9 protein-coding genes and 8 pseudogenes are annotated in these 12,851 nt (G+C 59.1%); 6 read left to right on the top strand and 11 right to left on the bottom strand.

Annotation, left to right across the window (positions count from 1 at the left end; genetic code table 11):
* Positions 1–611 precede the first annotated feature (611 nt).
* Positions 612–1,237, bottom strand: a pseudogene (locus ACZ89F_RS23565) (IS1595 family transposase); the annotation flags it as partial.
* A 92-nt stretch (positions 1,238–1,329) separates the two neighbouring features.
* On the opposite strand from ACZ89F_RS23565, the pseudogene ACZ89F_RS23560 reads away from it, so the two are divergent.
* A pseudogene (locus tag ACZ89F_RS23560) lies at positions 1,330–1,553 on the top strand (DUF1194 domain-containing protein); the annotation flags it as partial.
* Between the two features lie 26 nt (positions 1,554–1,579).
* Here ACZ89F_RS23560 and ACZ89F_RS23555 read toward each other — a convergent pair.
* A complete protein-coding gene (locus ACZ89F_RS23555; RefSeq protein WP_476094447.1) occupies positions 1,580–2,584 on the bottom strand; it encodes a magnesium transporter CorA family protein in 1,005 nt (334 codons plus the stop codon).
* 40 nt (positions 2,585–2,624) lie between these two features.
* Here ACZ89F_RS23555 and ACZ89F_RS23550 point away from each other — a divergent pair.
* Both ACZ89F_RS23550 and ACZ89F_RS23545 read left to right on the top strand, forming a co-directional pair.
* A pseudogene (locus ACZ89F_RS23550) lies at positions 2,625–2,762 on the top strand (KUP/HAK/KT family potassium transporter); the annotation flags it as partial.
* A gap of 151 nt (positions 2,763–2,913) precedes the next feature.
* Positions 2,914–3,533 (top strand): annotated as a pseudogene (locus ACZ89F_RS23545) (DUF4158 domain-containing protein); the annotation flags it as partial.
* Between the two features lie 65 nt (positions 3,534–3,598).
* Here the strand turns inward: ACZ89F_RS23545 and ACZ89F_RS23540 are convergent.
* The 6 genes from ACZ89F_RS23540 to ACZ89F_RS23515 all read right to left on the bottom strand — a co-directional run bounded on the left by ACZ89F_RS23540 (position 3,599) and on the right by ACZ89F_RS23515 (position 7,772).
* Complete coding sequence (locus tag ACZ89F_RS23540; protein ID WP_476094446.1) at positions 3,599–4,159, bottom strand: hypothetical protein; 561 nt, start codon at positions 4,157–4,159, stop codon at positions 3,599–3,601.
* A gap of 183 nt (positions 4,160–4,342) precedes the next feature.
* On the bottom strand, positions 4,343–5,206 hold the full coding sequence (locus tag ACZ89F_RS23535; protein WP_476094445.1) for a DUF3800 domain-containing protein: 864 nt from the start codon (positions 5,204–5,206) through the stop codon (positions 4,343–4,345).
* A gap of 45 nt (positions 5,207–5,251) precedes the next feature.
* Positions 5,252–5,614: a helix-turn-helix domain-containing protein gene (locus ACZ89F_RS23530; protein ID WP_476097349.1), complete on the bottom strand. Its 363-nt coding sequence runs from the start codon at positions 5,612–5,614 to the stop codon at positions 5,252–5,254.
* A gap of 212 nt (positions 5,615–5,826) precedes the next feature.
* The gene (locus ACZ89F_RS23525; protein ID WP_476094444.1) at positions 5,827–6,168 is read right to left on the bottom strand and encodes an ATP-binding protein; all 342 of its coding nucleotides are present in this window, start codon (positions 6,166–6,168) and stop codon (positions 5,827–5,829) included.
* A complete protein-coding gene (locus ACZ89F_RS23520; protein ID WP_476097348.1) occupies positions 6,161–6,535 on the bottom strand; it encodes a hypothetical protein in 375 nt (124 codons plus the stop codon). Before ACZ89F_RS23520 ends, ACZ89F_RS23525 begins: the two co-directional genes overlap by 8 nt.
* Before the next feature lie 55 nt (positions 6,536–6,590).
* Positions 6,591–7,772 (bottom strand): Fic family protein, encoded by a 1,182-nt coding sequence (locus tag ACZ89F_RS23515; protein ID WP_476094443.1) that lies wholly within the window; start codon positions 7,770–7,772, stop codon positions 6,591–6,593.
* A 413-nt stretch (positions 7,773–8,185) separates the two neighbouring features.
* Here ACZ89F_RS23515 and ACZ89F_RS23510 point away from each other — a divergent pair, with 413 nt between their 5' ends.
* Entirely contained in the window at positions 8,186–8,503 is a 318-nt protein-coding gene (locus ACZ89F_RS23510; protein WP_476094442.1) for a hypothetical protein, read from the top strand.
* Positions 8,504–8,808: 305 nt separating this feature from the next.
* On the opposite strand, the pseudogene ACZ89F_RS23505 reads toward ACZ89F_RS23510, so the two are convergent.
* Positions 8,809–9,015: pseudogene (locus ACZ89F_RS23505) on the bottom strand (divalent metal cation transporter); the annotation flags it as partial.
* A 98-nt stretch (positions 9,016–9,113) separates the two neighbouring features.
* On the opposite strand from ACZ89F_RS23505, the pseudogene ACZ89F_RS23500 reads away from it, so the two are divergent.
* Positions 9,114–9,417 (top strand): annotated as a pseudogene (locus ACZ89F_RS23500) (DDE-type integrase/transposase/recombinase); the annotation flags it as partial.
* 72 nt (positions 9,418–9,489) lie between these two features.
* Here the strand turns inward: ACZ89F_RS23500 and ACZ89F_RS23495 are convergent.
* Positions 9,490–10,236, bottom strand: a complete 747-nt coding sequence (locus ACZ89F_RS23495; protein ID WP_476094441.1) for a type III secretion protein — start codon at positions 10,234–10,236, stop codon at positions 9,490–9,492.
* 527 nt (positions 10,237–10,763) lie between these two features.
* On the opposite strand from ACZ89F_RS23495, the pseudogene ACZ89F_RS23490 reads away from it, so the two are divergent.
* Positions 10,764–11,216: pseudogene (locus tag ACZ89F_RS23490) on the top strand (IS6 family transposase); the annotation flags it as partial.
* Between the two features lie 23 nt (positions 11,217–11,239).
* Here ACZ89F_RS23490 and ACZ89F_RS23485 read toward each other — a convergent pair.
* Positions 11,240–12,692, bottom strand: a pseudogene (locus ACZ89F_RS23485) (ISKra4 family transposase).
* Between the last annotated feature and the right edge of the window lie 159 nt (positions 12,693–12,851).

Here is a 12,851-nt window from a genome sequence, read left to right as displayed (position 1 = left end):
TGAATCTTTGAATTCCAAGCTACGCCGGCTCAAACTGCTCCACGCCGAAACCGGTCACCTGATCAGCAGGGTTCAAGACGAGATGGAACGGCTCGGCGCTGGCCGCTGACCTTTCGGCGGCCCCCCTGTCTTCAGGCAATCTTGTCGATCAGGCCTCATGCGAGCCGATCTGGTCACCGTCGAAATCGCGCCTCATCGCGGCCGCACCCAGATATCATTCTTGCCTCCTTGTGCGTCAAGAAGGTCGTGCCGGACAGGATCAGGAGCCGCCCGGTCGGGCAGCGATTCCAGTGGTCAGACAACAACCGCATCGTCGAGATCAAGTCGCCGCTTATCCTGCAGTCAGGGCCGGCTCCTTTTAGGGACGGTCTCGATGCGATTGCCGCGGCTCTTCCGCCTCTTCAGGAGGTTGCCGGCTACCCATTATGCAGGGTTGGACGATAGTGCAGTCGGGAATGACACTTGTAGTACAGCGCCGGATAGCGGTCGAACACCTTGCCGTGGACCGCCTCGAGGCCGAGATCATCGAATTGAAGGCTGTCAACCTGGAACCACTGCTCCAACTTTCTGGGGTCAGGACAAGAGCAGTTCAAAATCCTGCGCGGCCTTTATCAACCAAAGGCAGCTACGGTTGATTTGATGATGATTCCGCCGTCCGGGCTTCGGCGCATCTGACGCCCCGTGGCGGCGCGAAAGACGCTCAGGAGTTGCAGCGCCGGCGGCACGCGCGACCAGATGGTTCTCAAGACTTCTCGACCATGCCGGGTTTTCCGAAGGGCGCTCCCAGACACCACGCGCCGCGACGATCGGAAGCCAATCTCGTGGAAATACAGGTCGGCATGCTGCGGGCTGATATGATGAAAGACGCCGGCGATGGTACGGCGGACGCGGGAGTTGAAGCCCTCCACCGAATTGACGTGGACGGCGTCGCGAACATACTCACCACTGGAATGTTTCACGGTCTCGTGCTTGGCAAAGCTCTGACCAATGGCCATGAATGCTTTCCACTCGTCGCTCATCAAATGAGCTCTCGATCGATCTGCGCTTCAATGACGCGTTCGCTTGCTCGCGCTGAGAGACCGGTCACGACCGCGGCACGCGCGTCACCGGCCGGAGCGCCGGGCGTGACGTCGGTCGGCCGCTGCACCATGGCCATGACCGGCGCCTTCTCCGTATTCGCCTGACCTTTCCGGCCCCGTCCCGGAGGTGGGTCGTCCGGCCGCTTTCGGGGACTTCCCGCCGCAGGACGTCCTCTATGACTTTTCGGAGCCCCGCGGCGGAGTTGGGCTTCTGACAAGGCGGGAAGTTTGCACGTTTCTCAGAGTGACGATCGGCGGGCCCGGAGCCTTCATGATCCCGGTGAACGACTGGTCGCAGCTTCCTGAAGCCGTTCGCCGCAAGCTCGTGCTTGAACTTGCGGCCGCCGGCGTCGCCAGAGCGGACAGCGGAAGAAGCGGCCAACCCTCCCGTCCTCGCCGCGCAAAGCGCGCCCTATGATTGCCTCGTCGGCTAAGCTCTGGCGCGACCGCTCCGGGAGGTGGGACTTTCAGTAAGCGCCCCCGAACCAGCCTATTTCCTTTCACAGCCAGCCGCGCCGCTTGAAAAAGAGATACGGAACCACGGCGGAGAGCACCATCAGACCCAGCGCAAAAGGGTAGCCCAGAAGCCATTTTAGCTCGGGCATGGCATCGAAGTTCATGCCGTAGATCGAGGCAACCAGCGTCGGCGGCAAAAACACGACGGCAGCGACCGAGAAAATCTTGATGATCTGGTTCTGCTCCAGATTGATGAGACCCAGCGTCGCGTCCAGCAGGAAGTTGATCTTGTTGGACAGGAAGGTCGCATGGTCGCTGAGGAACGTGGCATCGCGCTGGACGAGCTTGATACGTTGCCGGATTTCCTTCTGCAACTTGCGACCGGACGACGCGACTGCCGAGCTGGTCGAGTCACTCGCGCTATGGTAGGCGACGAGCCGCGCGATGCTCACGAGACTCTCCTGAATTTTCGTCAGCAGCTCACCCTTCCGGCCGATTCGCTCGACAAGGGATTGAAGGTTGCGCGTGTTTTTTGATGCGCTCGAGGATTTATTGCGAAAAATTTCGCGTGAGAGTGCATCAATCTCGTCGCCGATGCGCTCAAGCGTGTCGGCCGAGCGGTCGATGATCGCTTCGATCAGACCCAGCATCACCAATTCGCCGGATGTGCAGGGAGGGCCGCTACTGCGCTGTGCTTTCGCCGCATAGTTCAAGAACGGCTTCGGGTCGGCATGGCGAACGCTGACGAGCGTCTGGCCCTTGATGATGAACGTAACCGGCGCTTTGACAGGGTCCTCGCCCTCGATATTCGCGACCGCGGTGATCGTCATGAACTCGGCGCCGTCTTCATGATAAAGACGGTCCGACAACTCGATTTCCGCCATCTCGTCGCGCGTCGGGATATCAATGGCCAGATGCGCCTTAACAAGCTTCACTTCCTCAACAGTCGGGTTGAGGAGGTCGAGCCAGAGAGCACCGAGAGCTTCGGCCTCCGGCAAGCCGTCAATTGCTGTCAGATGGCCGTTCTGGCCCGTGTAGATGCGCAGCATTTGTGGCTCCTTCGGCAAGGCAGTATGCCGCCCGCGGAGCCTTTCCGTAACAGGGGCTGAAGCGCTCTACGCTGATCTCGGTCATTTTGGCCGCCGGCAGATTGTGCTGGCTTGGCTGGCGATCGCATTTCCGTGCCTGCTGCTTAACTATTTCGGGCAGGGCGCGTTCGTTCTTTCCCGAAGCGGGACGATCTGACATCCATTCTTGGCCCTGTCGGCTCGAAGCTGGGATTTTGGCCAAGTTGAAGAACGTTGTGGGAACATTGTCTCGCTAATTGACGAGTGATTTGCGGGGAATGACAGTCTGCTCCGAATTATGGAGTAGGCTGATGGGTTTGAGTATTTCGAATGAGGATTTTTCCGGGCGTTGGAGCCTGAGCTTTTCCGACATGGATTTTGTGAACGGCAAGCCGACCCCGGCGCGACTGGGATTGGCGGTTCAGCTTAAGTTCTTCGCCGCACACGGCTTCTTTGTACAGGACCCTGCCTCGATCCCGACCGACGGCGTTTCCTGGTTGGCCGAGCAGCTTGGCGTCGAATGTGACGCAGTGAACCAGTATGATTTCTCCGGCCGGACTTCGCGCCGGCATTGTCCCGAGATTCTGCAGTATCTCGGCTTTCGACGCCTGAAACGGTCCGATCGGGAAGAGCTGACATTATGGTCGCTGGCGAACTGTGTCCGACCGGGCAATCGGTTGGCGCCATGCTCGAGCAGGTTTGTCTGTGGTGCCGGGACCGTAGTATATACGGCCCGTCGCACAAGGAACTGGAACGCCTGGTGCGTTCGCAACGGCAACATTATCTCGACGACTGGTTGACCGGGGTGAGCGCTCGTCTTTCATCAAGCACGCTCGCATTGCTGGAAGCTTCTATTGCCGAGGCAGACGGCCAGACCGGCTTCAATACGATGAGGGGTGATGCTGGCCAGGCATCGCTCGACAACATCCTGGGCCAATCATTACCGGCGTATGCTGCCCAGCCTGCTTTCGGTTGAGACCGGTAACTTCTCTGGGGTTAGGCGATACGGTACGAATGACCGACGTTCTCAAAATGCTGGTTCTGCCTAAGCTCGGATGACCGGTGTGGGCTGTGCGCGAAGAATTTGTAGAACTCGATGTCCAGCGCATTGTTGACGGCAATGTTCGCTTCCGCGAGCGCCTCGGGCGAGGGCGCCGTGCCATGGCGTAGCGCATCATCAGCCCATCGCTTTAATGATTTCTTCGGCCCAATTTCCGCGATCGCCTTTTGAAGATGTTCGAGACTGCTTGAAAATTGTGCTGGGTAGCAGAGGCTGAAAATAAGGCCAGCGGTCGAGCCTACATGCTGCCACCAGTGGACAGTCTCGTGGATGTAGGTCGAGTAGGCTTGGATGAGGTCTGCAGGATCGTGACTCCCAAAGTCGCCTGAGGAGAGGGCGTCGACCAGCTCATGAACACGCGGGCTCAAGCGCAGCACGAATTGTTTGGTGCTGTAGAGACCATGGGCTTCCAACGTCGCCGCGAACGTCGTAGGCGCCATCAGGATGCCTCCGCTCGGTTCGAGCAAATCATGTTTGAGATCGTTGAAAACGATCATATTGCGGCCTTTGTGGTTGCGCATACAATTGAGGCGTGATTTGACCTGCCGGACCGTCGCCGACGTTATGTCGTCTCGCCGCCGGTACTCTGGGCGATCTGCTATAAAGTTGACATTCGCCCCCCCATGACATAGATGTCTCCTCGGAGGCTTTGTACGCGGAAACGTGGGCATTGCCTTTTTTTATGCCGGGTTGACAGCGATGGGCCTCAGATCCCGAATGTGCTTAATCCCCCAGATTTTTTCACCTCCTTCGGTCTCGCGACTGAATCGGATTCGCTTTACGCGATCAGCTAGTCCCGCCAATTCGGGTCTGGCCGGCAGCGTCATGCCATTCAATCGCAAACCCCAACTGATCACATACGCGACGATGTCCGTCAGCTGAATTAGCGTCGTTAGATCGCTGTGTACGAAGAAGGGTTCCGGGATAATGAGTCGGGCGCGCACCCTGCCGTTTCGTGTCCTTATGAAATAGTTCGACACCTGTCCAAGCAAGACATGGCTCTGTGCCTTATCGAGCTCGTCGAACACGAGATATCCCATCGGATCGTCTGGCATTCCATTCAAAAAGTAATAGAAGCGCTCGAATAGGAAGGCGTAGTCCTTGCGCATCGCTTCATCGCTTGGTGGTCGCGGTGCTGATTGCGGGACCATAGTTGCGAAGACCTGTGCTCCGTGGCTACGAGCAAGGTTGAGCGCAAACTCGCAATAGGCGATCTTCGCCTGGCCGAGCGCAGTCAACCGATCGCGCGTCACTGCTGTCCCATCAAGAAGGATTTCCCGCGCAAGGCGACTGCGGGTGTTCTGCTCGAAGGCTGGCAATTGTGCAGCGTGTCTGAAAGTTTTTGGTTTGAGCAGCTCCTTGGCTTTCGCCTCCTGGCCGTAGGCCTGATAAAGACGCATCCCGAAGATATGCTGCTGAGCGTCGGAAAGTTGCCGGATGAGGGGCCATATCTTTCGGTCCTCGATCGCAACGCCTGCCAGCACTTCATATGGCGAATTCCGGCGATCTTGGCCTGACTCGTCAATAAATAGCGCCCAACTCATGCAGTCCCTCGCTCTTGTTCTTTTTATCCATCGGGCTCCAGGGGATCATCGTGCGGCCCCGACGCTCGGTTTCGCCGACGCCTTGTAACCACGCTTCGTCACCGCCTTGCGGGCTGCCTTGGCCGACTCTTCGATTTCGCGGAATTCAGGTTCTAGTTCCTGAAGGCGCTTCACAAGTCCGCTCAAATCATAGGTATTGCTGAGCTTGCCCCCATTGCTGCTACGGCGCTCGATCCGCTGGACCAATCCGGCCTGCTCCAGTTCCGCAATGTACCGTTGGACCTGGCGTTCACTCAGGCTCAACCGCTGTGCGAGGGTCTCCTTGCTTGGAAAAGGTTTCCGCTCCTTGTCCCACCAGAAATCGCACAATTGCAGGAGGACAGCGAGCTGGGTGGGATTAAGCCCAATGAGAGCGCTTCATAAGCAATTTGCGCTGCGGAGAAAATCACCGACGCTTGGCAAAATAAATCGAAAGGGAGGGCCTACTGCGTATGAAATTGCGAAGCGTGGTTGCTGTCCACAGATTGACGGATTTTGGACCAAAGCCGACTCGGACTCGTCTGGGAAGCCTGCGTGCGCTATACACAAAAGAAATTTAGCCGGCTACCGACTAGGCTAACCTACTTAGGCGAAATGGATGCCCGGGCCTTTGAAGAAAAAGAAACTGGGGAAGCGAGCAAGAGGGACTTGCCCTCCTCGATGTCGCGCTGGATCAGAATGGCCTGATAGCCCTGCTCAAGGTGCTCGTAGAGGAGCAGGTTCGCGAGCGTCGATTTGCCGACTCCAGGTGGTCCGGCGACGATCACGACTCGATGGTCGTTCAGCATCATCAGCGCCTGGGGATAGGCCCCGCTCTGTAAATAGCGGCGCGCCTCGTCGTGAACCTGGCGGACCTTGAACTCGCTTTGCGTCACGGCGGCGTTATGCAAGACGCGGTCGGAACAGCCCGGCTTGTCAGCCACAGCTTGTAGTGGTTGCCCTCGATCGTGGGATGCTGGCCCAGCAGATTGTTGGGGTCTTCCTGGCCGAGAAACATCGATTGGTTTCAGAACGTCGGCTCCAATGAGCGCGACAATCGCATCCTTGTTGACCGCCGAGAGGAACCGACGTCACGAGGACATAACGACTCGGTTGAAGCCGCCTGACGTTGACAGCTTCCTTTTTCAACTCGCGCAGCAGCCCGGCGAGTCCGGTCCTCAGGAGATGCTTAACCTGGACAACGATTTTGGCAGTTCCAAGCGCGTACCGAAGATTGATGCCGCCATCTTTTCCGGTCTTGAAACTTTCGATGGTCACACCCCAGTGCGCTTGCAGAAGGTCGCGCGCCATTATCTCTAGGTCATACGGCGAGAGCTGATGAAAATCGTAGTCGGGCATTGTCTGGTCAGCCCGCCGCAGGCAGAGGATCTGTACCCTCACTGAGGATGGCGAGGTAGCGTCGATAGCCGAAGACCCGGCCGCGCCGCCGGCCGGTGACCTCCTCGACGACGCCGAGGCGCTCAAGATCGGCAAGCGCGGCGTTGACCGTGGGCGCTGACAGTCCCGTTCGTTCGACGAGCAGGTTGGCGGTGAGATAAGGGTTCTGCTGAAGGAGATCGTGAATGCGTAGTGCCGAGCCAGCGCGTTCGCTTTCGCCTGTTATGCGTTCGCGGTCTTGCTTGAACAGTTCGACGATCCGGGTTGCCGCGTCGAAGGCCTGGTTTGCCGTGTCAGCAACGCCGGTGAGAAAGAAGTCGAGCCAGGCCTCCCAGGCGCCGTGTTCGCGGACCTCCTGAAGCAACCGATAATAATCGGCACGATGGGTCTTAAGATAGAGGCTTAGATAGAGCAGCGGCTTCCGCAGCACGCCGTGGACGCAGAGGTAGAGTGTCACCAGCAAACGACCAATTCGGCCATTGCCGTCCAGGAACGGATGGATCGTCTCGAACTGCACGTGCAGGAGGCCCGCCTTGATCAGCGCCGGCAGCCGAGATCCTTCCTCGTGCATGAAGCACTCAAGGGCGTCGAGGCACGCGTCCAATTCCGTCGTTGGGGGCGGGACGAACAGCGCGTTGCCCGGGCGGGTGCCGCCGATCCAGTTCTGCGAACGCCTAAACTCGCCAGGGCTTTTCGTGCCGCCCCGCCCGCTTTGCAGGAGCCGGGCGTGCATTTCGCGGATGAGGCGGAGCGAGAGAGGCAGGTCTTCAAGCCGCTCCAGTCCATACATCATCGCATCGACGTAGTTCGAGACTTCGCGGATGTCGTCGAGCGGACGGCCCGCCTGCGCCTCGGTCTCGAAGCGGAGGAGGTCTGAAAGGGTGGATTGGGTTCCCTCGATCTGGGAAGAGAGAACCGCCTCCTTCCTTACATACATGTAGAGGAAGAGCTCCTGGCGCGGCAGGAGCATGGTGATGCCGTCGAGACGCCCCAGCGCGCGCTCGGCCATGCTCAGGCGGTCCAGCAGCGCGAGCACATCGATAGACGGAGCCGGCGGCAGCGGCGGCGGCACGAAAGCTCGCACCATCTCGCCAGCAACGGTTGTCTCGACAAAGCGGCCCAGCCGCTGATTGGGTTCGGGATCGGCCATGTACGCCCCATTATGGCCAACGGCCTTATTTAAGCAATGCCAGCTTGGCTTAATTAGGAAATAGGCTAAGGTAAGCGAGCTTAAATAACGGGGTCTGATGGGCGGTGGGCGGCTACAGCCAGCGAAGTGCGCGACAGTATTCTGCCACTCTCGTTGGCTGACATCCTGCCTGCCGCATTCACCGAGTGGTCCTTCACCGAAAACACGGCGGACCACGAGACACCGATTGAATCCTGCGAGCTCTGCGGCCAACAGGACCTCTGCTACCACTTCGAGATCCCCAATCATATACCGAGGCGACGCTCTGGGTTGGCTCGCACTGCTTACTCCAATTCGACGTCGCCGTCCTCGAGAAAGGTCGGCGCCTTTCGCCGGAGGAGGCGAAGCGGCATCTCGCGAAGCTTACCCAGCGGATGCAGCTGGATTCCTGCATCCGTGCGCTGGAACAGCTAGCCACGAAGGAGATCAATCCCATACTGTCGGGCGCGCTCGACTACTACCGGCGCAACACGAAGCTCACGCCCAAATATGCTGCCGTCATCTTCTGGAAGCTCCAGACGTTTCGAATCGACCATCACCCGTCCTTCTTTCAGGTCGAGCTTCGCCGCGCTCGGCACATCGAAGACTTGCGTCAAATGCCGACGCGCGGAGTCCACCGCTTCTGGAGCGCGCTAACCACGGCACAACCTCGTAAGGCAGCGGAGCTCGGCCATGCGCCACCGACAACATGAGTGTCAGAGTTGCGCACGTGCCTCCGCGGTCGCTCTGTTCGATACAACAGGCCCTCACGTGGAGGTTGGTCTGTATATGGTAGACATTCGCACGATGTCTGGAGGTCGCACTGCCGCCGGGATGGAGCCCGCCTAACATGCCGAAAGTAGATCAAGGCGAGCTCACCGGCCTGTTTGCGTCGAGACCGCAAGCGTGCGCCTGGTTCTTGGTGCGGGCGCCTCGCGAATGTCGGGCCTCCCCACTGCGACCGACATCATCTGGCATGGGATTCCGAGGCGGAGCTCGCCATCAGCAGGCGCGGCGCCCGTATCGGATCGATTGGCGAAAGCCGACCGCGAGGCCGACGAGAACGGCAAGGCCGATAACTGTGTAGAACCCGACCGCCTCGCGCGGCTTGTGCTCCAGTCCGGTTTTCCACCCGCGGGTGGCGTATGGCATAGGCTGCCGATCCTGCCAGCACAGGCACGGCGACCAGCCCTGTGCCGATGATGCCCGGGCTGAATAGCGCGAATAATAGTGGTGGTGTGGAACGGCCCTCCGAGCCGTCGCGGAACATGACTATGCTGGTGCTCGAAGCGTGGGCGTCAAGAAGGGGACACACCATGGAAGATCACCGACAAGCTTCGATCCTACGGTGCAGCGAAGCGGGAGATCATGCCAGGCGTCGAGCATCGCTCGCACAAGGGCCTGAACAATCGGGCGGAGAACTCTCATCAACCCGTCCGACGGCGGGAGAGGATCATGAAGCGCTTCAAGTCAGCGCGACATCTTCAGCGTTTCGTTTCCGTACACGACCCGATCGCCCAACCTCTTTAACGTTCCCCGCCACGATATTCCATCCATCCACCATCGAGAACTGCGAGCAACTGCCATGCAAGCATGGCGCCAAATCGCGCGCCCTCACGCCGAATGAACCAAAGCCTCACTCCCAGATCTTGTTTTCACAGCGTTAAGTTTACGGTGCCCGATTCGATCCTCTTGCCGTTCAGTATTCCGGCGGCTCGACAGGAGGCCGGGGCAGCGAGTCCAGTTGGTTGGCGGCCACTAGAACTGATTCCACTGCGTCTTGGTGCGTGCACGAGGAAGGATCCATTCCGTAGGCTTCCTGAATCATCCGTGATGCGATTTCCCTTTGTTGGTCTTCAGGAACACGGGACAATGCGTTGCGCACACTATCGGCGAACTCGGGTGAGATCACTTGTACTTCTGCATATTTTTCCCACGATACGGGTGCGTTTTGCCTCCGGCGCAAATTGTTGGCAGTGTATTCATTTGTGTCCGGATGCACGAACGGAATCAACCCCTCAAGACGGCTTTTCAGGAATTCGGCGGTGCTTTTGTCCATCGACCAAGGACCTTCCTCGGCCGGCTCTCCGCTCCATGCGCTGTCTTTCAACCGAACAGCGGGACCGTTGGCCCAGGCATCCATGACCACGGTCGACCTCGGGTCGCGGCTTCCGCGCCGCAGTTCGTTCCAGGTGTGACCCGTCTTGACTGGGATCTCATCACCTTCCTCGGTTATCTCTTTCATTGACACGGAAGCAATAGAGGTCATGCTCCGCTCGTCGGCCGCCATGTGTGGGGCGTGGACGATAGCGGAAAGGGGAGCGGTCTGATTGCAGCACGCCGCTCCCATGACTACGGCCACTGCAACCTTGTTGTTGCCGTCTGGTGCCATCATTGCAACCGACGATCCGATGCCGTTGTGGCCGTGCGAGGGAATGTCGTCCACCTTAACGTTTCCCCGGCCATGCTTGAGCAGCAGGCGGAGGTCGTGAACTGTTTGCCCCGCTGTCGCGAGTCTTATCGGGCTCGTGACGTCGTCATGGACGAGACACGCTCCCATATGGTAGGCGGCCTGCTGGATCTGATGTTGCTCCAGAGGCGCATCTCCGCCCCATCGCAACTTGTCGGCAGGCGTGCCCAGGGAGACCCTCAGCGCTGATATGCTGCTCTCAAAGGCCGACGCCGTGGATTCTCGCGGCGACTCTTCCGTGTCATATGTGGCATGTCGAGTCGATCCGGAGGATTTGGAGAAGCAAATTCCCATAGCCGTTCACCTGTAGTGGAGTTTTCTGATCGTCGAGGGACGGGATACGCGAGACGGCGCTTAACCGTCAGTGTCATCTGGATGACTCATGCTAGGCGGGTTGGCTTTCGACAAGCTGACGGGCACCGTAAACTTAACGCTGTGAAAACAAGATCTGGGAGGGCACCGTAGCGTTAACCAGCATCGATCAAAATGTGGGATCTGGCGGCATGACCAGATTTTCCCGTGATTATCGTCGCCACCGATTTCCGGCGCAGGTGATTGCCCATGCCGTTTGGCTCTATTTCCGGTTTCCGCTCAGCCTGCGGATGGTCGAGGATATGCCGGCAGCTCGTGGCGTCATCGTCTCTCACCAGACCGTGCGACTTTGGGCTGAGAAATTTGGCAGACACTTTGCCAATGATATCCGGAAGCGATCGGCCGGCAAGCTCGGCGACACATGGCATCTCGATGAAGTTGTCATCACCATCGGTGGAAAGAAACACTGGCTTTGGCGCGCCGTTGATCAGGACGGGTTTGTTCTCGACGCGTCGGTGCAAAGCCGTCGCAATGTCAAGGCGGCAAAGCGCTTGATGCGAAAGCTTCTGAAAGGCCAAGGCCGTTCGCCGCGTGTGATGATCACCGACAAGCTTCGATCCTACGGTGCGGCGAAGCGGGAGATCAGAGACCGGTAACTTCTCTGGGGTTAGGCGGCGCGCAGGAGAGGCGGTTTGGGCTTGAATAGTGGTGGCACGTTCGGCTCTGGCTGTCGGAACGGTGCCCGCAATCGATTGCGAAGCTCGCCGTTGAGATCTGCCGTCCTGACCTGCATAAGCATGTGAGCACCGTGGAGCGACCACCGCATCTGCTGTTTCTTGACCATCCTGCCGACAAGTGAATTCACCGCCGATTCAGCCAGAGTCGTTGCGACGCGAAGGCCGGCTTGGTAGCGCTTGCCATAGTTGACGATCGCGCCGCGGTTCGAACGGATATAGGTCAGGAGCTGCAAGCCGAGGCTTTGAAGTCGGGCGACGGAGAACTCGCTGTCTCCCTGCGAAGCCTTCACCCTCTCCAAGAGTTGCTCCAGATCGGTGATCGCGCGATCGACCCGCCCATGCCACAGGCGCCACTTCACCGCTCTGATGTCAGGTCGATTGCGGGAAGCGCTTCAGAGAGACCCGATCGGGATCGAGCCATATGATCGGCGATCTGCTGCATCGGCTGGACCTTCATGGCGATGTGGAACCAGTCGATGATGTGGGCCTCGGCTTCGGCATTGCGCGGGGTAGCCGCTTCAGGATTTCGGCGCCGTCCGAAATCACCGTCACATCGCCAAAGCCGCGGTAGCCTACTTCCCGAAGGGCATGAAGGGCGCGATCCCGGATTGCCCGTTGGTCGGTGCTGCCGGTCACGAAATAGCGACCGCCGCCTTCGCCCCGCCCGCCGCGGCCGCATCGGGCCACAACGAGCTCGAAGTTGCGCGCGGAATTGGAATCGGCGCTGCGAACATGCGCAGTATCGATGCTAATGACGAACTCTTTGCGTCGATCGCCGGGAAGCTGCATTTCAAGCTGGCGTCGTTCGTCCGTTTGCGCCCTTGCGTGCAATTCTTCCTCAGCAACTTGATCGTCGAGCCGTTCGCCAATCCTGATGGTTCGCTTGCGCACGGTGGCATGCGTCTCGGTCGGCTCAACGGGCAGGAATTCGGCAAGCACTCTCGCAGCCTGCCGGTACGGCGTCATGCTCCCCAGCCGCGCCGTCAGTTCCATCAGCTCGGATGTCGCTCGATCCGGGCAGATCTCCCGCAGCGGCGCAAAGGCATCGACCATGCCTGGGTAACAATCCCGACACAGCATCCAACGAGGATTGCGCACCTCCACGATGCCAAAGACAGTCCGGATCCGTCGCGTCGTGTAGTCCTTGACCGGCCGAAACCTGTGGCAATCCGGGCAGACCCGACGAAAGAGGGAATACGTCTCCGCCTCATGGTTCACGACCGCGCTCTGCAGCGCCGCCATGATGGTTTTGCTGTCCTCGATCGACAGGTCGAGGTCGCCGTCAAACAGACGTTCCCAGCTCTTGTCGATGCGGACCGCCTTCCGGCAAACGTCACCGAACTCGTTCCTGCCCTCGATCGTGATCGTCCATTCCACCGCCATCGCTTTCCCTCCGAACAAAGCGGCGCTCATGGACTACGCGGGCCTAACAACCTGTATTCGACCCCAGGGAAATTACCGGTCTCGAAAGATAGCCTGCGACCGATCTCGTCGCTGCTAGGAGGAATGCTGTGCCTTTAGGCGCTTCCTGGCTACGCTCAG

This window comes from Mesorhizobium sp. USDA 3734, from assembly GCF_056279665.1.
The sequence above is the reverse complement of the archived record's forward strand: the minus strand, read 5'-3'. Positions and strand labels throughout refer to the sequence as shown.